The sequence below is a fragment of the Ruegeria sp. N10 genome (assembly GCF_056531545.1).
Genome location: NZ_JBQFLY010000012.1, coordinates 20575 through 43832, shown reverse-complemented (window position 1 = coordinate 43832; position 23258 = coordinate 20575). Strand labels below are relative to the sequence as shown.

The following is a 23258-nucleotide window of genomic DNA, read 5'->3' as shown; positions in this document are numbered from 1 at the left end:
TGCGTCCTCCTGCCTATCAACATCGGCGTTGAGCCGTGTCGATTCAATAGGTCAGCGGGTCCAGCGAGTGACGGCCCCATGAACTCCGGACCAGACCCCGGGCGTCAGTTCCAGCCCCAGCACTCGGTCCGGGTTGGTGGGCGGCGGCATCTCAACACCTTGCAGCCGCGCAAAACCAAATCGCCTGTAATAGGGTTCGTCACCGACCAGCATGACCCGCTGCCACCCGCGTTTTCGCCCGGCTTCAACACCGGCATGGATCAGATATCCGCCCAGACCCTCGCCCTGATGGGTAGGGTGCACGGCAACGGGCCCCAGCAACAATGCATCGTGTTCGCCGACATGGACCGGCCAAAAGCGGATCGCCCCAGCCAAGATACTCTGACCGTCGCGCGCGACCAAAGACAAGCCCGCAACCGGCGGCACATCATCGCGCAACCGGTAGGACGACAACGCCTCACGGCCCGGCGCAAAGCACAGATCGTATAGGGCCTCGACCTCCCACCAATCGTCCGGCTCTTCCGGCCTAATCCCGAATTGCTGCACGTTTGCCCTCTTTTCCTTGCTGGAAATCGCCCTAGCACTTCGTTACGCCTTGGGCAAACGCTTGGAGAAATGATGTTCTACCGCCCAGAAGACGGCCACGGCCTGCCGCACAACCCGTTCAACGCTATTATCACGCCACGCCCGATCGGCTGGATCTCGACACGTGATGCGGATGGGATCAACAATCTGGCACCCTATTCCTTTTTCAACGGGGTTGCTTACACACCACCGCAAGTGATGTTTGCCACAACCGGCACGAAACACGATCAGGTCGGCGGCAAGGACAGTATCGCCAATATCGAGGCGACTGGCGTATTCTGCGTGAATGTAGTGGCCAATGCGCATCAGGATGCCATGAACGCCAGCTCGGCCAGCCTTCCGAAGGAGGTGGACGAGTTTGCCCATGCCGGATTAACACCGGTCGAATGCGAAACCATCCCCTGTGCCCGTGTACAAGGTGCCCCGGCGGCGTTGGAATGCAAGCTCACCCAGATCGTGACCCTGCCCGGCGCGGCCAACCGCGTCGTGTTTGGCGAAGTGACAGGCGTGCATCTGCTCGACGACCACATCCGGGAGGGCAAGTTCGACGTAACCTCGTTCAAACCTCTGGCGCGGCTTGGATACCGGGACTATTCGGTCGTGTCCGAGCTGTTCTCGCTCAATCGCCCGGATGATTGAGGTTGTCGGGGGCTCTGCCCCCACCGCCCGTTCCGGGCGGCTCCCCCGGGATATTTTTTGGCCAGATGAAGCAGGGATCCTTCATTCATCTGGCTTCAAATATCCCGGAGCGCGAGGCAGAGCCTCGCAAAAGGATCAGTGGCCGCCCAGAATGCCGGTACGGACCGAATAATCGACGGCAAGTTCATAATCCGGGTCATCATCACTGTCGACCATCAGGTGGCCTGCCTTGTTCAACAGCTTGTGGCAATCCCGGCTCAGGTGGCGCAGCATGACGCGTTTACCCGCGGCCTCGTATTTGGCCGCGATGTTTTCGATGGCTTGCAATGCCGACTGGTCCACCACACGGCTTTCAGCGAAATCGACGATGACGGTTTCCGGGTCATTCGGCACATCGAAAAGTTCGATAAAGCCATCCGATGACCCAAAGAACAGCGGTCCCTGGATTTCATAGACCTTCGCCCCTTTTTCGGTCGCCGAGTCGCGGGTGACCGCGTGGATGCGCTTGGCGTTGTTCCAAGCATAGGCCAGAGCCGAGACAATGACGCCGACAACAACCGCCACCGCGAGGTCTTCCATCACCGTCACGACAGTGACCAGAACGATGACAAAGGCGTCGGTCAGTGGAACCTTGCGCAGGATCTTGAACGAGTTCCACGCAAAGGTGCCGATCACCACCATGAACATCACCCCAACCAGCGCGGCCAGCGGGATCTGTTCGATCAGCGGTGAGGCAAACAAGATGAAGGTCAGCAGAAACAGCGCCGCAGCGATCCCCGCGATGCGGGTCCGGCCACCGGATTTCACGTTGATCATCGACTGACCGATCATCGCGCAGCCACCCATGCCACCGAAAAAGCCGGTCACGATATTCGACGCACCTTGCGCGATACATTCCTGAGAAGCCCCGCCGCGCTTGCCGGTGATCTCGCCCACAAGGTTCAGGGTCAGCAGGGATTCGATCAGGCCAATCGCAGCCAGAATGACGGCGTAGGGCAGGATGATCTCAAGCGTGCCCCAGTTCAGCGGAACCATCGGGATGTGGAAGGCAGGCAGGCCACCTTCGATCGAGGCCAGATCACCGACGCGCGGGACATCCAGCCCCAGACCGATCACCAGCGCAGCGACAACCAGAATACCGGCCAAAGGTGCTGGAATGAGACGCGTGATGCGCGGCACCACCCAGATCACCGCCATTGTCAGTGCCACAAGGCCTAGCATGGTGTATAGCTGCGCACCCGAGAGCCATTCTCCACCACCCATGCCGTGACCGGTGTTTTCCATGGTACCCGGCACCTTGAACTGGCCCATCTGGGCCAGAAAGATCACGATGGCCAAGCCATTCACAAAGCCCAGCATCACCGGGTGCGGCACCAGTCGGATGAAGCGGCCCCAGTGCATCGCCCCGGCGATAACCTGGAGGATCCCCATCAGAACCACCGTCGCGAACAGGTATTCGACCCCATGTTCGGCCACCAAAGCCACCATGACGACCGCCAGCGCGCCCGTCGCTCCCGAGATCATGCCGGGTCGCCCGCCGATCAACGCGGTGATGAGCCCCACAATGAACGCGGCATAGAGGCCCACCAGCGGATGCACGCCTGCCACAAAAGCAAAGGCCACGGCCTCGGGCACCAGTGCGAGGGCCACGGTCAAGCCGGACAGCAGCTCGATCCGCAGGCGAGAGAAGGTCAGCCCCTCATCCGGCACCCAGCGCAGATCGGGTATGGCGATACGGTTGGCAAAACTTGCCAGCAAGGCTCGGGGCATTGGACAGTCCTATAGGATATTATGTTCGCGCGAAGGGGTCGTTGTAGCGGGCGCGCCGCTGTTAAGCCACCGCAGGAGGTGGGATGCAGCCATGCGCACAGCGCATAACTTGCCTCTCGGCAACGTGATTTGCGGCACCCGGATCAAGCACCCAAATGTGAGTTCATGCGTTGGATTGCCCTCATATTTCTATCGGCCCTGCCCGCCTTTGCACAGGATTTGCAAGGGAATGACACCGCCGGAAACTGGCGTGTCACGCACCATGAAATTTTCGGCATCTGGAATTCGATTTGTGACGAGCGTGAAGAAGCCGGTGCTTTGGTGCAGCGCTGTTACATAAGGCGCGCTGAGGTGTTTTCCTTGCGTCCGAAATTTGCGGCGCAGTTCATGTTCATCACACCTGAGCCAGATGGATTCAAAATCGAGTTTGGAATTGAGCCGGGTACATTCTTCAACCCTTCTGGATTCCGCATAGAGAAAGATCAGGATGTGATCTGGCGCACGCGGCGTCCCGGTTGCCTGACAGGGTTAAGCTGTACGTTCGAAGATCATCGCGCCGACGGCCTGCTGGATGCCATGCTGAACGGGGATGCGTATCGTTTTGAGTTTCGTGACAGGCATGGTCAATCGCAAGACCTGACGTGGCCTCTGGATGAGTTTGGAGCCGCCTGGACGGATTTCAACACGCAATCTCAACAGCGTAACCTGCTGGCAAAACAGGAATAGACCTCTTGTCAATTTCGGGTCGAACCCGCACAAACTCAATATCAGTATCTCAGGCGGAGCAGGACAGTGACCCAAACCAGGATTGCCGTTATCGGCGGATCAGGCATCTATGACATCGATGGGCTGGAAAATGCGGACTGGGTCAGTGTCGATACCCCTTGGGGGGCACCTTCGGATCAGATCCTGACCGGGTCGCTGGACGGTGTCGCGATGGCCTTTCTGCCGCGCCATGGGCGCGGGCATGTGCATTCGCCCACCGATGTGCCCTATCGCGCCAATATCGACGCGCTGAAACGGCTTGGTGTGACGGATGTGATATCGGTCTCGGCCTGCGGGTCGTTTCGCGAACACATGGCACCGGGCGATTTTGTCATCGTCGATCAGTTCATCGACCGGACATTTGCGCGCGACAAGAGCTTTTTCGGAACAGGCTGCGTCGCCCATGTCAGTGTTGCGCATCCGACCTGCCCGCGCCTGTCGGACGCCTGTGAGACCGCGGGCAAGGCTGCCGGTATCACGATCCATCGCGGCGGCACCTATCTGGCGATGGAAGGGCCGCAGTTTTCTTCTCTTGCGGAATCGAAGATGTATCGCGAGCAATGGGGCTGCGACGTGATCGGCATGACCAACATGCCCGAAGCCAAGCTCGCCCGCGAAGCTGAGCTTTGTTATGCCTCTATCGCGATGGTCACCGATTTTGACAGCTGGCACCCGGAACATGGTGAGGTGGATGTGACCACCATCATTGCGACCCTGACCGGCAATGCCGACAAGGGCCGTGCACTGGTCATGGGCCTTCCCGCCCTGTTGGGGGCTGACCGCGCGCCCTGCCCGCATGGCTGTGACCGGGCGCTGGAATATGCCATCCTCACCGCGCCCGAAAAGCGCGATCCGGCGCTGCTGGCCAAACTGGACGCGGTGGCCGGGCGAATTCTCTGAAATCAGTTCTGTGGCAGGCGGTCTTGAACGGTCTGCCACAGGCCGTATGACCACAAGTCGTTGTGGGTTCCGCCGGGAATCGAGAAAAACTCGACCCTCTCACCGCCCATCTCGGCAAGGCGCGCGCCGTGATGCGCTGGAACGGTTTGATCATCTGTGCCGTGGAAGATCAACGTCGGCATCTCGATTGTCCCGATGATGTCGCGGGTGGCAAACTGGTCGCGCATCAGTGACGCTACGGGCAACCAAGGATAGCGTTCAGCCGCCACATCCACAGTCGCAGTAAATGGCGCTTCCAGCACCAGCATCTCGGCCTCGGGCCGTTGCGCCGCAACCGCCGCAGCCACTCCTGTACCAAGGCTTTGGCCGTGTAGAACAACTGGCTCTCCGGCCCTACGCAAATGGTCAAACAACTCTAATCCGTCCGAGATCAAACCTGCTTGGGACGGCGCGCCTGTACTTCCCGGAAACCCGCGAAAGCTGGGCGCCAGAAGCCCGTAGCCGCTGTTCAGTATCTCTTGAAATCGGGCCGCGCGGTCGCTCAGATTGCCGCTCTGGCCGTGAAAGAACAATACGGTCGGGGCACCTTCGACGGCTGCCGGCGCGGCCCAAACCGTCAGAACCGTACCATCGGACATAGGCAGTGAAAGCACATCGATATCCGCCAAAGAAACCGAGGCTGGATCAGGCAATTCACCATCTGGCTTGTAAAGCAGCGATTGCTGGTTGAAGTACATGTATCCAACGATGATCCCATACACGACGCCCCCGGCCAGCATGAGGCCAAGCAGCAACCGTTTGATGCGATTGATCCGCTTCAACGAATTGACATCTGTACTTTGGATCTGCACCTTTGCCTCCTGCAATGTTGTGCCTTTTAGTCTGGGCAGGTTCAGGACCGTTTCAAGATGAATGAGCAAAGCTTCATCCAAACTTCAAGTCCTTGTCACACTGCCTAAATCTATGAGCTTTGCGATTCAGATGCGAGAAACGCACAGGTGCTCGATCTTGTCGCCTCAAAAACAGCCAAACGATCAAGGCAGATGCTTGACGTTGGCATCATACAAGGGCTTGGTGTGACGACACCTTTACAGGAGACACCATGTCGCTTGAACTCTGGCTGGCCTTTGTTGCCGCCTCCACCGCCTTGCTGCTGATCCCGGGGCCGACCGTGCTGTTGGTGCTGAGCTATGCGCTGTCCAAAGGGCGCAGTGTTGCCGTGGCCTCGGCCACAGGGGTCGCTGTGGGGGATCTTGTGGCGATGACCGCATCTTTGTTGGGACTGGGCGCGCTTGTTCTGGCCTCGGCCACCTTGTTTTCCGTCCTCAAATGGGTCGGTGCGGCCTATCTGGTCTGGCTTGGGATTAAACTGCTGCGCAGCGCACCGTCCGGCGGACTGAACGCGGTCGATACCGACCGCGATGTGACGGCACGCAATGTGTTTGGGCACGCCGCTGCCGTGACCGCGCTGAACCCGAAATCCATCGCCTTTTTCATCGCCTTTGTGCCACAGTTCCTGCGCCCGGCTGAACCTCTGGGACCGCAATTTGCCATCCTGATCGCCACTTTCGTCGGACTGGCCTGGCTAAATGCCCTGGCTTATGCGTTGCTGGCCGACCGGTTGCGGCGGCTGATTGGCCGTGCCAGCGTGATCACCGGGATGACGCGGTTTGGCGGGCTGAGCCTGATCGGGATGGGTGTCGTTACGGCAGTTCTACGCCGTCCGGCCTGATCCCTTTTTCAGTTTTCGGCGTTTTCCTTCATGAACCCGCGGATAAACCGGCGGATTTCGCGGGCCGCAGACGTATCCAGCTCCCTGCACAACTCGACAAACGCGTCGCGTTCATCCTTGTCCAGGCGCAGAACCAGCTGGCTGTTTTTCTTCGTCGATCCCTTGCCGTCTTTCTTTGGCACGCGCGTTGCTCCTAGTAAATGCTTGTTACTTTAGGCGATGCATTGTGTATACATAGCATAGTGATTGTCGTTATCTGGCACTTAACAGCACCGGAACGGAAATGGCAATGAACCTTCGAACCACACGAGCCTTTCTTTTGCGAAATCAACGCAATTGGCGTAAACCGCACTTGTCTTTGCCACCTGTCACACTTCACCGGTATTACGGGCTGCCCAAGGCTGTGGTTTAGCGCCGCTGGTGATCGCGCGAATGAATTGTTCCTTGCATGGCTAACCCTCTTGGGCCAAACACGTTTTGGTATTTGAAGCGGAAAAAGGTTGGTTCATGTCAAGGAACAAGACTGTCAAAGACTACATCCGGACGATTGTCGACTTCCCGCATGAAGGAATCCTGTTTCGCGATGTGACGACGCTGTTTGCCGACCCGCGCGGATTTCGGATGGCCATTGACCAGATGCTGCACCCCTATGCCGGGGAACGCATCGACAAGGTTGTCGGTCTTGAGGCGCGGGGCTTTATCCTTGGGGGTGCGATTGCGCATCAACTGAGCCTGGGTTTCGTGCCGATCCGCAAGAAAGGCAAGCTGCCCGGCACAACGATCAGCCAGGACTACAAGCTGGAATATGGCGAAGCGATCGTCGAGATCCACGATGACGCTATCCAACCGGGCGAAAAAATCCTTGTCGTTGACGACCTGCTGGCCACAGGCGGCACTGCGGCGGCGGGCATCAAACTGATCGAGCGTTTGGGCGGTGAGATCGTCTCATGCGCGTTCATTATCGACCTGCCTGACCTCGGTGGTCGCAAGCTACTGGAAGATATGGGCATGGACGTGCATGTCCTGTGCGAATTCGAAGGGCTTTAACGCGGCAAGCTTCGGATAGTGAAACAGGGGTCAAGGCCAGGTTCACGCCTTCAGAACCGCGCCGGGGTTCATGATGCCATGGGGGTCCAGCGCCGCTTTGATGGCCCGCATCGCATCCAGCTTTACCGGATCGCCATAGCGTTCCAGATCGTCCGTTTTCATGCGGCCCACGCCATGTTCCGCGCTGACCGAACCGTCAAAGGCGTGGACCAGATCATGTACAGCCCGCTTGACCACGGCGCTCTGACCTTCAAATTCCGCGCGGCGCTGCCCCTTGGGGGGAAAGACATTGTAATGCAGATTGCCATCCCCCAGATGGCCAAAGCAATTGATCCGGAACGGCCCGAGACCGGAAATCACCTTTTCCCCTTGGCGCACAAAATCCGGAATTCCTGAGATCGGGATCGAGATATCATGGCTCGACACCGAGCCGATCAGGCGGTTGGCCTCGGGGATACGCTCGCGCACGGCCCACAACTCACCGCGCTGCGCCTCGCTTTGTGCAATCACGCCATCCTGCACCAGCCCAAGCGCTTGCGCGCGGACAAAGATATCCTCCAGCGCGTCGGACAGAGACTGCCCCGGGGCCAGCCCCAACTCGATCAGAACGCTCCACTCTGGCGGTGTTTTAAACGGTTGCCGGACGTCCGGCAGAACCTCGGACAAGAACTCTAACCCTTGCTGGTGGATCAGTTCGAAAGTGCTGACAGCCTCGCCCACGCGATCACGCGCCAGGGCCAGCAGGGAAATGGCGGCTTCGGGTGACGCCACCTGAAACATCGCCGTTCCGATCGCGGCAGGCCGGGGAAACAGCTTGAGCGCAGCTGCAGTGATGATCCCAAGCGTACCCTCTGCCCCGATCAGCAGGTTGCGCAGGTCATAGCCTGTGTTGTCCTTTCGCAACCGGCTGAGACCGTGCCAGATTTGACCGTTGGGCAGAACGGCCTCGAGCCCAAGGCACAGGTCGCGCGCATTGCCATATCGCAAAACGTTGACGCCTCCCGCATTGGTGGACAGGTTGCCCCCGATCCGACAGGATCCCTGCGCCGCCAGTGTCAAGGGAAACAGGCGGTCTTGCGCTTCAGCCGCGGCTTGGACGTCCTGCAAAATGGCGCCGGCCTCGGCAATCAGCACATTTTCAGTGGAATAGACGGACCGGATGGCTGTCATCCGTTCCAGCGAAATCACAAGGGGCGCTGGCCCGTGCGGCATCACCTGCCCCCCGACCAGACCGGTTCCACCACCATAAGGCACCACCGGAACGCGCTCCCCGCACGCCACCTGCACCAGTACCGAGACCTCCTCGGTTGTGCGGGGCAAGGCCAGCAGGCCAGCCTGTCCGGCAAATCGCCCGCGCGGCTCTTCCAGATACCGGTCGGCCACCGGGCGCAACACCTGATCGCCCAGTTTCGAGCGGATCAGCGTGGCAATGCGGTCATCAGCGGGGTTCAAACTCATACGCTTTCAATGCCCAACCGATTCCTCCACGGCAAGCCTTATTCCAGATCAATCAGATAGCGCGGCTCCAGCACGACAACCGTTGGACGGTCCGGCAAGTCACGCAGTGAGACGGTGATCTCGGACACGCCGTCACGTTCAACCGGGAACTCATCCCGAATATCCACGAGGAAGCGATCCAGCGAAAACTCCGAGAACCAGTGCATCGGAATGATCACCGAGCTTTTCAGCCGCTTCAGAACCGAGATCATGTCAGGCAAGGGCATGGTTGTTCCGCCATCGACGGCGGCCATGACCACATCCAACCGACCCAGCGCAGCAAACTGTTCGTCTGAAGGTACATGATGCAAATGTCCCAAATGACCGATGCACAGACCTTCGACCTCGAACACGAAGATCGAGTTGCCGCGCTCCTCAACTCCGCCATAGGCCGAGCGGATATCGGTCGGGACATTGCGTATCAGCATCTCGCCCAGATCCAGGTAATGTTCGATCCCCTGCCCGAACTCTCCCCATCCTGGCAGGACATGCGGGATCGCCGGGTCGGGATGCGCCGTCCAATGGGTGTCATGGGCATGGTTCATCGTCACCACATCGGGAATCAGATCGGCACCCCCGATGAACCCGGTAAAATCGGTCACCACATTCAACCCGCCACGGGTCTGGATCATAAAGGCGGCATGCGCGACATAGCTGATGCGCACCGAAAACTCCGGTACCGGGTCCTGCCACGCGGCTTTGTGCAGATATTCGATCCCCGGCGCCGCGTCGGCGATGGCGATACAATGGCTCGGCCGTCGCTCCTGCGCCACGGCCCCGCCCGAAATCACCATCAATGCTGCAACCAACCAGCGCATACCCGAAGTGTAGCGCAGATCGCCACCAAGTCATGCCCCTTGTTCATCTGGCCAAAAATATCCCGGGGGAGGTGCGGCTTGCCGCGGCGGGGGCAGAGCCCCCTAGCCCGCGTCTGTCTTGCCACGCCGGTCGGACCGCAGGCTGGCATAGAGAACATGCGTCCGCCATCGCCCGTTGATCTGTAGATATGACTGCGCCACGCCTTCATATTTGAAGCCTGAGCTTTCCAGCAAACCGCGCGACGCCCGGTTTTCCGGCAGGCACGCGGCTTCGATCCGGCTCAGATCCAGACGGGTAAAGGCGTGATGCACCATCGCGCCGATCGCTTCGCGCATGTATCCCTGACGGGCAAAGGATTCACCGGTCCAGTAACCCAGGGTTCCGGCCTGCGCAGGGCCGCGCCGAATATTGTCCAGCGTGATCGCCCCGACCAACACATTGTCTTCACGGCGAAACAGGAACAGCGGGATTGCTGTACCACTCGCGACCGAGCGCTGAGCCCAGTAGACCCGATTGGTAAAGGATTTGCGGCTCAGGTGATCCTTGGCCCAGATCGGCTCCCACGGGGTCAGGTAACCTTTTGAGGCGCGCCGCAACGCTGCCCAATCATTGAAATCGGAATGTACAGGCGGGCGCAAGCTGAGCCGCGCGGTCTCGAGTTTCAGCTTGCGTCTGCCCAACAGCATCACGCTGCACGCCTCTCCTGCAAGTCCGCCAATGTCGGTGCGTCTGCGACCGGTCCGTAAAGCGCCAGCGCCGCCGGGGCCTGAACAGCCATGGTTTCGGCAAAGGCGCGCACGTCTTCGGTGCTGACCGCATCGATCTTGGCGACCGTGTCTTCCAGCGAAGGTACCCGTCCCCAGATCTGCACCAGCCGCGCCAGACGCTCAGCCCGATTCGACGGGCTTTCCAGCCCCATCAGCATCCCGGCCTTCATCTGGGCGCGGGCACGGGCGACCTCTTCGGGGCTCATGTCCTCGGCGGCGCGCTTCATCTCATCGATCGTGATCGTCGCCAGCTCGGCCACCTGATTGGCCGAGGTTCCGGCATAGATCGTGGTTGTTCCGGTATCGGCATAGGCACCGGTCTGCGCAAAGATCGTGTAGCACAGCCCACGTGTTTCACGCACTTCCTGAAACAGGCGCGAAGACATGCCACCGCCCAATGCGGTCGAATAGATCTGCGCCGTATAGATCGCATCGTCGCGATAGCCGGGGCTTTCCAGCGCCAGAGCGAAATGCGCCTGTTCCAGCTCTTTTACCTGCCGGGCTTCGCCACCGGTAAAGCGTGCAACCTCGGGGATCAGACCCTTACGGGATTGCAGATGGCCAAACATCTCTTCGGCCAGTTTCATCAGCATATCGTGATCCACAGCACCTGCTGCAGACAGGATCATCTGTTCGGGGCCATAATGTTCCGTCACAAAGCCCGACAGATCCTCACGCGAGAAGGCACTCACCCGCTCCGTTGGGCCCAGGATCGTCCGGCCCAGGGGCTGGTCGTGATAGCTCTGCTCCTGCAGCCAGTCAAAGATCACATCGTCGGGCGTGTCATGGGCCTGACCGATTTCCTGAAGGATCACGCCCCGCTCGACCTCGATCTCGCGCGGATCGAAAACCGGGTTCAGAACGATGTCGCCGATGACATCCATCGCCAGCGCTACGTCGTCCTTCAGAACGCGTGCATAATACGCCGTCACCTCGCGCGAGGTATAGGCGTTGATATAGCCGCCCACATCCTCGATCGCCTCGGCAATCTGCAAGGCCGAACGGCGCTCGGTTCCCTTGAACGCCATATGCTCAAGGAAATGCGCGATGCCGTTCTGCTCGATCCGCTCATGCCGCCCACCGGCGGTTACCCAGATGCCGATGGCCGCTGATTGCAGCCCCGGCATGTGCTCACTGACGATACGAAACCCGTTCTTCAGTTGGTCTTGTCTGACAGTCACTCAGCGATGTGCCTTTTTATATGATCCTCAAGGGCAACCAGATCATTGGCGATGCGGGTCACCCGTTCCGGACGTTCATACAGATCAGACATGCGGGAGGGAAGAGGCGGATGTTCGCCACTCGCCTTCTCGACCGCGGCCGGGAATTTCGCCGGGTGCGCGGTGGCCAGCGTGATCATCGGAACGTCTGCCGCGCGGTGCTCTTCGGCAACCTTGATGCCCACGGCGGTGTGCGGGCAGACCAGTTCGGCACTGTGCGCCAGCGTGGATTTGATCGTGGCCAACGTTTCCTCTTCGGACACACGGCCCGAATCGAAATTCTCACGCAGCGCTTCCATCGCACCCTGGCTGATATTGAAACCACCCTTTTTCAGCTCATCCATCAATTGTGCGACGGCCCCGCCATCTTCGCCATAGGCATAATAGAGCGCGCGTTCGAAATTCGAGCTGACCTGAATATCCATCGACGGGCTGATCGAAGGGATGGTTTCACCCTTGAAATACCCCTCGCCTGTCAGGCAGCGATGCAGAATGTCGTTCTGGTTGGTCGCCACCACAAGGCGGTCAATCGGCAGCCCCATACGCTTGGCCAGATAACCCGCGAAGATGTCACCAAAGTTGCCGGTTGGCACCGTGAAGCTGACCTTGCGATGCGGCGCGCCAAGGCTGACGGCAGCCGAGAAGTAATAGACGATCTGCGCCAAGACGCGGGCAAAGTTGATCGAGTTCACACCCGCCAGTTTCACTCCATCGCGGAAGTCGAAATCGTTGAACATGTCTTTCAGCGCTGCCTGGCAATCGTCGAAATCGCCATCCACGGCCAGAGCATGTACATTGCTGTCCGCAGGCGTGGTCATCTGGCGGCGCTGCACTTCGGACACGCGGCCATGCGGGAACAGGATGAATACATCCACCGCGTCCAGCCCGCGGAACGCCTCGATCGCGGCTGAACCGGTATCCCCGCTGGTCGCGCCGACGATGGTCACACGGTCACCACGGCGTTTCAGCGCCACCTGGAACAACTGGCCGATCAGCTGCATGGCAAAGTCCTTGAAGGCCAGTGTGGGGCCGTGGAACAGTTCCAGCAGGAAGTGGTTCTCGTTCAGCTGCTTCAATGGCGCGCGGGCATCGTGGCCGAAGCCTTCGTAAGCGCGGGCGATGATCGCCTTGAACTCATCCTCGGCAAATGAGCCGCTGACATAGGGCCACATCACGCGGAATGCGATTTCTTCGTAGGGCAATCCAGCCAGCGCCGCGATCTCGTCCTGCGACATCACCGGGATCTCGGCGGGCAGATACAGGCCACCGTCGCGGGCAAGCCCGGTCAACATTGCCTCTTCAAACGTCAGTTCGGGCGCCTGCCCTCGGGTCGAGATATATTTCATGTCGCGTCACTTTCAGAATTGGCACGGCTGCGCCACAGGAAGTATCCAGTCATCGCGGCCCAGACCAGAGCCAGACCAAACCAGGTGATTGCATATTGCAGGTGATCGTTTGGTATGCCCGCCGTGTCCACCGGCAGCGGTGTCACATTCGGATCGGTTTGCGAACGGGCGATCAGCAGAACCGGCTCCGCGCCCAGTGCAGCCGCAAGCGCGGGCACATCGCGGGCGAACCAGATGTTGGCATCAAGATCAGGTGCGGGCGTGTAACTGTCGATTTCATCTGGCCAATGCAGATTGCCGGTAATCTCCATTTGGCCGTTGCGCCGCCCGGCCTGTTTGGCCGTGGTCGGGATGAACCCCCGGTCAATCAGAATGGTCCGGCCCTCGGTATTGAACGGCTGAATGATACGATACCCCGCACCGACCTGTTTGAGCGACACAAGAACATGGATCTCCGCAGGCTCCATCTCGCCCGACGCAGTTACCGGCAGGTATTTGTCTTGATCCACCGAAACCTGCGGCGGCAGGGAAACCGGCGTGGCCGAGATCCGATCTTCGATCTCGGCCAGAACGTCCTGCTTCCATGCCAGGCGCTGCACCTGCCAGAAGCCCAGCGACAGCAGCACGCCCAAACCGGCGAGGCCGAAGATCAGCAGGAACAGGATACGGCGCATGTCAGGACCAAACTTCTTTGCAGGAACCGGCGTCTTGTTAAGGGGCGTGCGGGCTGAATTGCAACCACGCAATTGTATGGAGCGCAATCTTGCGCCCCGCATAGAGAAAAAGCCGCCCCTTGGGGCGGCTTTTGCAACTGATCGGTCTGATCGGCGTTACATCAGCGGAGCCTGACCCCAGATGTAGACGGCAAAGAACAGGAACAGCCAGACTACATCAACGAAGTGCCAGTACCAAGCCGCAGCTTCGAACCCGACGTGTTTTTCCGGGGTGAAGTCACCCTTCAGCGCGCGGATCAGGCAGACGGTCAGGAAGATCGTCCCGATGATCACATGTGCGCCGTGGAAACCCGTTGCCATGAAGAAGTTGGAATAGAACTGGTCACCGCCGAATTCCCAGCCTTCATGCATGAGCAGTTCGGCGTATTCATAGCCCTGCAAGAAGGTAAAGGCGATGCCCAGCACGATGCCAATGGCCAGACCATTGATCAGCGCCTTGCGGTCATTGTCATGCACCAGTGCATGGTGCGCCCAGGTGATCGCACAGCCTGACAGCAACAGGACCAGAGTGTTGATCAGCGGCAAGTGGAACGGGTCAACGGCATGAATATCCGGCTGGATGTATTCGGTGCCTGCATAGTCGTACATCGGATACATGCGATGTTTGAAGAACGACCAGAACCAGGCGAAAAAGAACATCACCTCGGACATGACGAACAGGATGAAGCCGTAACGCAGACCGATGCGGACAACAGGCGTGTGATCGCCCTGACGGCTTTCTGCGACCACATCCGACCACCAGGCGAACATCGTGTAAAGCACTGCTGCCAGACCGGCCCAGAACATGAAGGGCGTGATGCCTTGCATCCAGAGAACGGCTCCGAACAGCATGACAAAGCCGCCGACGGCGCCGATCAGAGGCCAGATCGACGGGGCCAGAATGTGGTAATCGTGGTTTTTAGCGTGTGCCATCAGCGTCCCTCACCTACAGGCGTTAGTTCGTGTTTGTATCTGCCTGCGCATCGAGGGCGGCATAGCCCTCGGGCAGGTCAATTTCGTAGAATGTATACGACAGCGTGATCGTATGAACATACTTGGCTTCAAGATCCTCGACCATTTCCGGGTCGACGAAGAACGTCACTGGCATCTCAACGCGTTCGCCAGGTTGCAGCACCTGCTCTTCAAAGCAGAAACAGGCAATCTTCTGGAAATACCCACCCGCAGAATAGGGGGCCACGTTGTAAGACGCCTGCCCGGCAATGGGGCGGTCTGTCGGGTTATAGGCCTCGTAAAAGGCGAGGCCGGTTTCGCCGATGCGCACATCCATCTCGCGCACGACCGGCTTGAACTCCCATTCCATATCCTTGGCCTTGGACGCGTCAAAGCGGATGGTAACGGTGCGATCCAGAATAGTATCGGGGGCAGTTTCGGCAACACCAGTGGTGCCGCCAAATCCGGTCACCCGGCAGAACCAGTTGTAAAACGGCACCGACGCCCAGGCGAGACTGCCCATCAGAACAACCACGCCGACGGTCTGGACAACCGTTTTCTGAGGACCGGACAACGCCATCAGTTCTGAACCTCTTGCGTCGCCCTGTTGAAATCAGTGCCCGAGACCTTGACGATGGTCAGGCCAAAGATAATCACGATAAAGGCAGCCAGCGTCAGGCCCACACCCAGATTGCGGCTGAACCGGCGCTGATGCAGCTCGTGGTCTTTGCGAAGGCTCATGACCATCCCCCCAGACCATAGGGTTTTAGCAAGGCTTCGGCCAGAACGGCACCGAAATGCAGGAACAGATACAGCAGCGACAGCTTGAAGAAACCGCGTTCAACCTTGAAGTTATCGGCCTCGGAATCGTCCTCGGTCCGGCGCGAGATTTTCCACGCGCCCCGCAGGAACAGGATGTTCAGAACCAGTGCAACGGTCAGATAGATCGGGCCGCCAATGCCCGAAAATGCAGTTCCGATGGCCAGCAGGGCCAGTAGAGCTGTATAGACAAGAATATGGACACGTGTCGCGCGGCGACCGTGGGTGACGGTCAGCATCGGCACACCCGCGTCGTCATAGTCCGAGCGCATGAACAGGGCCAGCGCCCAGAAATGCGGCGGCGTCCACATGAAGGTCAGGGCAAACATCAGCCAGGGCTCGACCGACATCGATCCCGTGGCGGCCACCCAGCCGATCACCGGAGGGAACGCGCCAGCTGCGCCACCGATCACGATGTTCTGCGGCGTCGAACGCTTCAGCCACATCGTGTAGACGACAACATAGAAGAAGATGGTGAAGGCCAGAAACGCGCCTGCGAACCAGTTGGTCGCAAGGCCCAGCATGATCACCGACAGACCCGACAGAGCCAGACCAACGGCCAGCGCCTCGCCTTCCTCGACCTTGCCAGAAGGGATCGGGCGGGATTTGGTGCGCTTCATGACACGGTCGATATCCGCGTCCCACCACATGTTCAGCGCGCCTGATGCTCCGCCGCCGATAGCGATGAACAGGATGGCGCAAAAACCGACGAAGGGATGGACAGGAACAGGCGCCGCCAACAAACCGACCAATGCCGTGAACACGACCAGCGACATCACGCGCGGCTTCAGCAGGGCGAAGTAATCGCCAAAGCCGGCCTCGTCCGCCCGGGCGGTCACTGTGCTGGCATTGATGCTTGCGTCGGTCATTTCCGGTCCTTTTGGGGCGAAAACTGCGCGGATCGCCCGCGCAGTCTGAGTTTTGTGTCAGACAGGGTTCAACCCGCCCCTATCGCGCTCAGTTCGAGGCGACCTGATAGCTTTGCGGCAGGCCCGCGTATTCTTCGATCGCGCCCTGCAGCCATTCGTCATAGACTTCCTGGCTTACGACCTTGACGGTAATCGGCATATAGGCGTGGTCCTTGCCACACAGTTCCGAACACTGACCAAAATAGATGCCTTCCTTGTCGGCCTGAAACCACAGCTCGGCCAGACGTCCGGGCACACCGTCCTGCTTTACGCCAAAGGCCGGGATGGTCCACGAGTGGATCACGTCGGATGCAGTCACCTGCATCACGATGACCTTGCCGACCGGAACGACTACTGCGGTGTCCGTGGCCAGCAGCCATTCATCATCGCTGTAGCCTGCATCGATCAGCTTGGCGCGCATTGCGTCATCCAGAACAAACGGCGTTACATCCGCATCTGCGGGGCGTGCGCCCTCGTCCAGGGTCGCCGGATGGCCCAGCAGATAGCTGTCGAATGCGAAATCGTGATCAACATATTCGTAGGTCCAGTACCACTGGTTGCCGACGACTTTGATGGTGATGTCACCTTCCGGGATTTCCTGCTGTTTGAAAAGAACTGGCAACGAGAACGCGCCAATAAACACCAGAATCAAGATCGGACCCAGGGTCCAGGCGATTTCAACAGGGGTATAGTGCGAGAAACGTGCCGGGGTCGGATTTGCGCGATGATTGTAGCGCACGATGCAATAGACCAGCAAAGCTGCAACCAGCAGACAGACCGCGGTGATGATCACAAGAATCATGCTGTCCAGCTTCTGGATTCCTGTGGCAAGGCTGGTGGCCGCGGGCTGAAAGCCCATGCCGCCGTCTACCGGCTTGCCGATAATCTCAAGCTCCTGAGCCATGGCGGGTAGGCTGGAGAGGGCTGTCATAAACCCTGAAAGCATCAAAGCATTCTTCATGTTCTGTCCTGATCGTTTGATCTTTGCGTCCCTGACGGAAAGGTGTGAATCGGTCGCACCTCTCCCGTTGTCTTTGGCCGCGTTAAAAACCATATTCCAGCGGGTAGATAAAGCAAAATGCTTGCGTCAAACAGACGCTATTTTTGATCTGGATCAAACCCGAAAGGTCGCTACCCATGCCTGAAGCCCCGTTTCGCCCCTTTGAGAGCGCCCTGCCGCAAGATGAAGCACTGGCCATATTGCGTTCGGCAACGGACGGGGCCGAGGATGGAGAGCTGTTTGTCGAGCGTCGGAAATCCGAATCTCTGGTGTTTGACGACGGGCGTCTTCGCACCGCGTCTTATGACGCATCCGAGGGGTTTGGCCTGCGCGCCGTTCAGGGCGAAGTGGCGGGGTACGCGCATTCGACTGATGTATCGATAGCCGCGCTGAAACGTGCTGCCGAGACCGCGCGACTGGCGGTTGGCGATGGAGGCGGAACGCTCGCCGAAGCCCCCCGGCCCACGAATACGCGCCTGTACACGGACGAAGACCCAATCGAATCTGCCGCCTTCCCGGTGAAAATCGAAACCCTGCGGGAGATTGACGCCTTTGCCCGCGACCTGGATCCGCGGGTGGCTCAGGTTAGCGCAATGATCGCAGCCGCCGTGCAGGAGGTGGAAATTCTGCGACCCGATGGTGTGATGGTGCGTGACGTGCGCCCCATGACGCGCGTGAATGTCTCGGTCATTGTTGAACAGGACGGGCGGCGCGAAAGCGGATCGGCCGGTGGCGGCGGGCGGGTTGGCCTAAGCGGGCTGATCGACCCGGCCGACTGGCAGGCCAAGGCGCGCGAAGCCCTGCGCATCGCGTTGGTCAATCTGGACGCGGTTCCCGCGCCTGCCGGCGTGATGGAGGTTGCACTTGGCCCCGGCTGGCCCGGTATTTTGCTGCACGAAGCCATCGGTCACGGGCTAGAGGGCGATTTCAACCGCAAGGGAAGCTCGGCCTTTGCCGGGCTGATGGGGCAACAGATTGCATCCAAGGGCGTGACCGTGGTGGATGACGGCACGATTGCCGACCGTCGCGGCTCGATCACTGTGGATGATGAGGGCACGCCCAGCTCACGCACCGTGCTGATCGAGGATGGCATCCTGACCGGCTATATGCAGGATCGACAAAACGCCCGGCTGATGGGCGTTGCGCCCACGGGCAACGGGCGGCGGCAAAGCTATGCGCACAAGCCAATGCCCCGCATGACAAATACGATCATGTTGGGAGGCGAAGCTGATCCGGCAGCATTGGTGGCAGATATTAAAGACGGCATCTGGGCGGTTGGATTCGGAGGCGGCCAGGTCGACATCACCAACGGCAAGTTCGTTTTCTCGTGTACCGAGGCGTATCGGGTCGAAAACGGCAAGATCGGAGCGCCTGTCAAAGGGGCCACGCTGATCGGCGACGGGCCTTCGGCGTTGAAACGTATCCGCGGCCTTGGCAATGATATGGCATTGGATCCGGGTATGGGCACCTGCGGCAAGGACGGTCAATGGGTGCCAGTGGGTGTGGGTCAACCGACAGTGCTGATGGACGGGCTGACTGTCGGCGGGTCGGCAGCGTGAGTCGGAAGAGAAGCGCAACGGCAGGCGCAGGGTTAACCATACGCCACTTTGATTCGACAGCTTTCCAACCGGCGCTATTAATTTGAGCGCCGGTTGGTAAGTTTTCTTTTATTTACTTTCAGACACTTAACCGGTGCATTCCCCGAGAAATACAGATAAATCGCTGCTAATTATCTGCGATTCAGAGGCTGTTAACCCCCTGTCCCGTAAACCAGTTCTGCAATCAGGCGGAGCAACGGATGACCGAAGAGCAGCTTTCTTCCAATCACCCCCCACTCCCACCCACCACGGAAGAGGAACGGTTTTCGTGGCTTCGCCTGTTGCGCTCGCGCAAGGTCGGCCCGGCGACGTTTCGTCGGCTGATGCGCGAACATGGCTCGGCGCAGAACGCGCTGGCCGCGCTGCCTGAAATGGCACGCGCCGCCGGAATAGAAGGGTATGAAACCTGCCCTCCCGGCGTGATCGAGGCGGAACTCAGGGCCGCAGAAGCCGCCAAAGCGCGGCTTTTGTGCCTTGGGTCCGCGGATTTCCCCGACGCTTTGAACGACCTATCCGATGCCCCGCCCCTGCTTTGGGCCATCGGGGATGTGTCGCTGTTGCAGAAACCGGCGATTGCGATGGTGGGCGCGCGCAACTGTTCCTCGTTGGGCGCGCGGATGGCGCGTGGTCTGGCGCGCGCCTTGGGCGAAAAGGGACATGTGATTGTTTCGGGTCTGGCGCGCGGTATTGATACGGCGGCGCATATGGCGTCGCTGGACACCGGCACAGTTGCCGTCATGGCGGGTGGTGTTGATGTCATTTACCCGGCCGAGAACACGGAACTGGCGCATAATATTGCAACCAAGGGACTGCGGCTGTCGGAACAGCCGATGGGCGTGACGCCTCAGGCCAGGCATTTTCCGCGCCGCAACCGGATCATCTCGGGCCTGGCCCAAGCTGTCGTGGTGGTTGAGGCAGCCGCCAAATCCGGCAGCCTGATCACGGCGCGTGACGCCCTGGATCAGGGGCGCGAGGTTCTGGCCGTGCCCGGCCACCCGTTCGACGCCCGCGCTGCCGGGTGCAACCTTTTGATTCGGGACGGTGCAACGCTGGTTCGGTCGGTGGACGACGTTGTAGAGGCCCTGCCACGGCACGGTGATCCGATCTTTGCAAAACCCGAGCTGCCACCTGCCAAGCAGCCACGGCCTGCCGCACAGGATTTGCAGGCGCAAATCCTTGAGCGGCTGGGACCTTCCCCCATCGCCGAAGACCAGTTGCTGCGCGATATTGCGGCCTCGGCAGGGGATCTGGGGCCAGCGCTGGTCGACCTTGAACTGGACGGACGAATCCAGCGCCAGCCGGGCGGGTTGTTGTCTCTGGCAAGCTGACTTGGATGGAAGGCAAGAATGCCCAGCCGAACGCTCTGCTTGCCAGTCGGCGCGGGTATCATGCTGAAATCACGTCGCTTTTCCGCCTGCCAAAGGAACGCATTGACAATCCCCGCTTGCCCCACACATTTTGCACCACCATAAAAGGCGCCAAATTCGTCGAGCGAGGTTTCCCCTTAAATGCCCGTAGTTGTTGTAGAATCTCCGGCCAAAGCAAAAACAATCAATAAATATCTCGGCCCTGACTACACCGTTCTGGCCTCTTACGGCCATGTGCGGGACCTGCCGCCAAAGGACGGATCGGTCGATCCGGACCATGGATTTTGCATGACATGGGAAGTGGGCAATGACAGCCGCAAACATGTAAAGGCCATCGCCGACGCGCTGAAAGAAGACAACGCGCTGATCCTCGCCACCGACCCTGATCGTGAGGGCGAGGCGATCAGTTGGCACTTGCAGGAAGCGCTGACCAAGCGCCGATCGATCAAGAAAGATACACCGGTCAGCCGGGTGACCTTCAACGCCATCACCAAAGAGGCGGTGACAGAGGCGATGAAAAACCCGCGCGATGTCGATATGCCCCTGGTCGAAGCGTATCTGGCACGCCGCGCCTTGGATTACCTTGTTGGCTTCAACCTGTCGCCGGTTCTGTGGCGCAAACTGCCCGGTGCAAAATCCGCAGGTCGGGTGCAATCGGTCTGTCTGCGCCTGATCGTCGAGCGTGAGATGGAGATCGAAGCGTTCAAGCCGGTCGAGTACTGGTCGGTCCGGGCCCTGTTCGAGACACCGCGTGGTCAAACCTATGAGGCGCGGCTGGTCACGTTGGCGGGCAAGAAACTAGACAAGCACGATCTGACCAACGCAACACAGGCCGAACTGGCGGTTCAGGCCGTCACCAGCCGCGCGCTGCGTGTGACTTCGGTCGAAGCCAAGCCCGCCGCGCGCAATCCAAGCGCGCCGTTCATGACTTCGACCCTGCAACAGGAGGCCAGCCGCAAATTCGGCATGGGCGCGCGCCATGCGATGCAGGTGGCGCAGCGCCTCTATGAGGCCGGATACATTACCTATATGCGAACCGACGGGATCGACATGGCCCCCGAGGCCGTGACGGCAACGCGCGACACCATCGCGGATCGATACGGTGCAGAATATGTGCCGGACAGCCCGCGTATGTACAAGAACAAGGCCAAAAACGCGCAGGAAGCACACGAGTGTATCCGCCCCACGGATATGACGCGTGATGCCAAGGCGCTGAAGGTCACGGATGAAGATCAGCGCAAGCTTTATGATCTGATCTGGAAACGGACGATTGCCTGCCAGATGGCGGCAGCACGGTTGGAGCGCACCACGGTCGAGATTGGCAGTGATGACGGTCAAGTCGGTCTGCGTGCCACCGGTCAGGTGGTATTGTTCGACGGATTCATGCGCGTCTATGAGGAAGGCCGCGATGATGTCGCCGATGATGACGAAAAACGCCTGCCGCAGATCATGCAGGGCGACCCCGCGCGCTTCTCCAAAACTACGTTGCGCGATCAGTTTGCCAAGGCCACCAGCGAGTCGGACAAAGCCGCAATCATGGCTGATAACGAAGCCGTTCTGGCGTTGCAGCATCACACGCAACCGCCGCCGCGCTATACCGAGGCCACTTTGGTCAAGCGGATGGAGGAGTTGGGGATCGGACGTCCGTCGACCTATGCCTCGATCGTGACCACGATTCAGGACCGCGAATATGTGCGCAAGGACAAGAACCGGCTGATCCCCGAGGAAAAGGGCCGGATCGTCACTATCTTTCTGCTGAATTTCTTCCGCCAGTACGTTGGCTACGAGTTCACCGCGAATCTGGAAGAGCAACTGGATGACGTCAGCGCCGGTGATCGTGACTACAAGGATCTGCTGGGCAAGTTCTGGCGTGATTTCTCAGTAGCGATTGGTGAAACATCCGAACTGCGCATCTCGGAAGTGCTGGACAAGCTGGACGAAGCATTGGCGCCACAGCTTTACCCCCCGCGTGAGGACGGGTCCGACCCGCGCATCTGCCCGAAATGCGGTTTGGGGCAATTGCACTTGAAAACCTCGCGCACTGGCGGGTTCGTGGGCTGCGGCAATTATCCGGAGTGCAACTATACACGGCCCATCGCCGGTGAAGGCGCGGAAGGCGACGAACAATTGCTAGGCGAAGACGCCGGGGATGAGATCTGGCTGAAATCCGGTCGCTTTGGGCCGTATGTCCAGCGAGGCGAACCCACGCCCGAGAACAAAAAGCCGCCGCGCTCCTCGCTTCCACGCGGCTGGAGCAAGGATGACATGGATCTGGACAAGGCGCTGACGCTTCTGTCCCTGCCCCGTCAGATCGGTGAACACCCCGAAGGCGGCATGATCACAGCGAACTTCGGGCGTTTTGGCCCCTATCTGATGCATCAGCTGGCCGATGAAGCCAAGCCGGTCTATGCCAATCTCAAAGACCCAAACGATGTGTTCGAAATCGGTATGAACCGCGCCGTTGAGCTTTTGGCCGAGAAACGGGCCAATCCCGGCGGACGCGGGCGCGCCGCGGCAAAAGCTTTGAAAGACCTGGGCGAGCATCCAGACGGCGGCGCGATGCAGGTTCTGGACGGACGGTACGGGCCATATGTAAAATGGGAAAAGGTCAACGCGACCATCCCGAAAGACATCAAGCCCGAAGAGCTGACGCAGGAAATGGCCATAGAACTGGTCAATGAGCGCGCATCCAAGAAAGGCACCAAAAAAAAGGCTGCACCCAAAAAGAAGGCAGCCGCGAAGAAGACAGCAAAGAAAGCGGCTGAATAATCCGGACGTTTGACCGGGACATGTCACCAAACGCGCGGGCCAGTTT

The 23258-nt window shown here is 59.5% G+C and carries 23 protein-coding genes; 8 read left to right on the top strand and 15 right to left on the bottom strand.

Features of this window, described 5'->3' with window-relative positions:
- Positions 1-51 precede the first annotated feature (51 nt).
- Positions 52-546, bottom strand: a complete 495-nt coding sequence (locus ACR0JI_RS15495) for a GNAT family N-acetyltransferase (RefSeq protein ID WP_480495154.1) — start codon at positions 544-546, stop codon at positions 52-54.
- A gap of 72 nt (positions 547-618) precedes the next feature.
- Here ACR0JI_RS15495 and ACR0JI_RS15490 point away from each other — a divergent pair, with 72 nt between their 5' ends.
- Complete coding sequence (locus ACR0JI_RS15490) at positions 619-1224, top strand: flavin reductase family protein (RefSeq protein ID WP_480495156.1); 606 nt, start codon at positions 619-621, stop codon at positions 1222-1224.
- Positions 1225-1359: 135 nt separating this feature from the next.
- On the opposite strand, the gene ACR0JI_RS15485 is transcribed toward ACR0JI_RS15490, so the two are convergent.
- A complete protein-coding gene (locus ACR0JI_RS15485) occupies positions 1360-2994 on the bottom strand; it encodes a SulP family inorganic anion transporter (protein ID WP_480473680.1) in 1635 nt (544 codons plus the stop codon).
- 165 nt (positions 2995-3159) lie between these two features.
- On the opposite strand from ACR0JI_RS15485, the gene ACR0JI_RS15480 reads away from it, so the two are divergent.
- Together ACR0JI_RS15480 and ACR0JI_RS15475 are read left to right on the top strand one after the other, a co-directional pair.
- Complete coding sequence (locus ACR0JI_RS15480; RefSeq protein ID WP_480473682.1) at positions 3160-3720, top strand: invasion associated locus B family protein; 561 nt, start codon at positions 3160-3162, stop codon at positions 3718-3720.
- Between the two features lie 66 nt (positions 3721-3786).
- The gene (locus ACR0JI_RS15475; protein WP_480473683.1) at positions 3787-4659 is read left to right on the top strand and encodes an S-methyl-5'-thioadenosine phosphorylase; all 873 of its coding nucleotides are present in this window, start codon (positions 3787-3789) and stop codon (positions 4657-4659) included.
- A 2-nt stretch (positions 4660-4661) separates the two neighbouring features.
- Here ACR0JI_RS15475 and ACR0JI_RS15470 read toward each other — a convergent pair whose 3' ends face one another.
- Positions 4662-5579 carry an alpha/beta hydrolase gene (locus tag ACR0JI_RS15470; protein ID WP_480495158.1) on the bottom strand — a complete coding sequence of 306 codons (918 nt, stop codon included), beginning with the start codon at positions 5577-5579 and terminating at the stop codon, positions 4662-4664.
- A gap of 182 nt (positions 5580-5761) precedes the next feature.
- Between ACR0JI_RS15470 and ACR0JI_RS15465 the strand changes: the two genes are divergently transcribed.
- Positions 5762-6391, top strand: coding sequence for a LysE family translocator (locus ACR0JI_RS15465; RefSeq protein WP_480495160.1), 630 nt, complete (start codon positions 5762-5764; stop codon positions 6389-6391).
- An 8-nt stretch (positions 6392-6399) separates the two neighbouring features.
- Here the strand turns inward: ACR0JI_RS15465 and ACR0JI_RS15460 are convergent, their stop codons facing one another.
- Positions 6400-6573: a hypothetical protein gene (locus ACR0JI_RS15460; protein ID WP_209505622.1), complete on the bottom strand. Its 174-nt coding sequence runs from the start codon at positions 6571-6573 to the stop codon at positions 6400-6402.
- Between the two features lie 325 nt (positions 6574-6898).
- Here ACR0JI_RS15460 and ACR0JI_RS15455 point away from each other — a divergent pair, with 325 nt between their 5' ends.
- Entirely contained in the window at positions 6899-7438 is a 540-nt protein-coding gene (locus ACR0JI_RS15455) for an adenine phosphoribosyltransferase (protein ID WP_480473688.1), read from the top strand.
- A gap of 42 nt (positions 7439-7480) precedes the next feature.
- Here the strand turns inward: ACR0JI_RS15455 and ACR0JI_RS15450 are convergent, their stop codons facing one another.
- The 11 genes from ACR0JI_RS15450 to coxB all read right to left on the bottom strand — a co-directional run bounded on the left by ACR0JI_RS15450 (position 7481) and on the right by coxB (position 17439).
- Positions 7481-8896 carry an FAD-binding oxidoreductase gene (locus ACR0JI_RS15450; RefSeq protein WP_480473689.1) on the bottom strand — a complete coding sequence of 472 codons (1416 nt, stop codon included), beginning with the start codon at positions 8894-8896 and terminating at the stop codon, positions 7481-7483.
- 38 nt (positions 8897-8934) lie between these two features.
- On the bottom strand, positions 8935-9753 hold the full coding sequence (locus ACR0JI_RS15445) for an MBL fold metallo-hydrolase (RefSeq protein WP_480495162.1): 819 nt from the start codon (positions 9751-9753) through the stop codon (positions 8935-8937).
- 102 nt (positions 9754-9855) lie between these two features.
- A complete protein-coding gene (locus tag ACR0JI_RS15440; protein ID WP_209505614.1) occupies positions 9856-10440 on the bottom strand; it encodes a GNAT family N-acetyltransferase in 585 nt (194 codons plus the stop codon).
- Positions 10440-11702 carry a M16 family metallopeptidase gene (locus tag ACR0JI_RS15435; protein ID WP_480473691.1) on the bottom strand — a complete coding sequence of 421 codons (1263 nt, stop codon included), beginning with the start codon at positions 11700-11702 and terminating at the stop codon, positions 10440-10442. The genes ACR0JI_RS15440 and ACR0JI_RS15435 overlap by 1 nt, the downstream gene beginning before the upstream one ends.
- Positions 11699-13087 (bottom strand): threonine synthase, encoded by a 1389-nt coding sequence (gene thrC, locus ACR0JI_RS15430; RefSeq protein WP_480473692.1) that lies wholly within the window; start codon positions 13085-13087, stop codon positions 11699-11701. Before thrC ends, ACR0JI_RS15435 begins: the two co-directional genes overlap by 4 nt.
- Entirely contained in the window at positions 13084-13761 is a 678-nt protein-coding gene (locus ACR0JI_RS15425; protein WP_480473693.1) for an SURF1 family protein, read from the bottom strand. Before ACR0JI_RS15425 ends, thrC begins: the two co-directional genes overlap by 4 nt.
- Positions 13762-13917: 156 nt before the next feature.
- A complete protein-coding gene (locus tag ACR0JI_RS15420; protein WP_480495164.1) occupies positions 13918-14733 on the bottom strand; it encodes a cytochrome c oxidase subunit 3 in 816 nt (271 codons plus the stop codon).
- 22 nt (positions 14734-14755) lie between these two features.
- Positions 14756-15331 (bottom strand): cytochrome c oxidase assembly protein, encoded by a 576-nt coding sequence (locus tag ACR0JI_RS15415; RefSeq protein ID WP_480484379.1) that lies wholly within the window; start codon positions 15329-15331, stop codon positions 14756-14758.
- Positions 15331-15492 (bottom strand): hypothetical protein, encoded by a 162-nt coding sequence (locus ACR0JI_RS15410; protein WP_267363054.1) that lies wholly within the window; start codon positions 15490-15492, stop codon positions 15331-15333. The genes ACR0JI_RS15415 and ACR0JI_RS15410 overlap by 1 nt, the downstream gene beginning before the upstream one ends.
- A complete protein-coding gene (cyoE, locus tag ACR0JI_RS15405; RefSeq protein ID WP_480473696.1) occupies positions 15489-16439 on the bottom strand; it encodes a heme o synthase in 951 nt (316 codons plus the stop codon). Before cyoE ends, ACR0JI_RS15410 begins: the two co-directional genes overlap by 4 nt.
- An 88-nt stretch (positions 16440-16527) precedes the next feature.
- On the bottom strand, positions 16528-17439 hold the full coding sequence (coxB, locus tag ACR0JI_RS15400) for a cytochrome c oxidase subunit II (protein ID WP_480495166.1): 912 nt from the start codon (positions 17437-17439) through the stop codon (positions 16528-16530).
- 176 nt (positions 17440-17615) lie between these two features.
- Here coxB and tldD point away from each other — a divergent pair, with 176 nt between their 5' ends.
- The 3 genes from tldD (at position 17616) to topA (ending at position 23212) form a co-directional block, all read left to right on the top strand.
- Positions 17616-19037 carry a metalloprotease TldD gene (tldD, locus tag ACR0JI_RS15395; RefSeq protein WP_480495168.1) on the top strand — a complete coding sequence of 474 codons (1422 nt, stop codon included), beginning with the start codon at positions 17616-17618 and terminating at the stop codon, positions 19035-19037.
- Between the two features lie 239 nt (positions 19038-19276).
- On the top strand, positions 19277-20404 hold the full coding sequence (gene dprA, locus ACR0JI_RS15390; RefSeq protein ID WP_480495170.1) for a DNA-processing protein DprA: 1128 nt from the start codon (positions 19277-19279) through the stop codon (positions 20402-20404).
- Positions 20405-20584: 180 nt separating this feature from the next.
- The gene (topA, locus tag ACR0JI_RS15385) at positions 20585-23212 is read left to right on the top strand and encodes a type I DNA topoisomerase (RefSeq protein WP_480495172.1); all 2628 of its coding nucleotides are present in this window, start codon (positions 20585-20587) and stop codon (positions 23210-23212) included.
- The last annotated feature ends 46 nt before the right edge of the window (positions 23213-23258 follow it).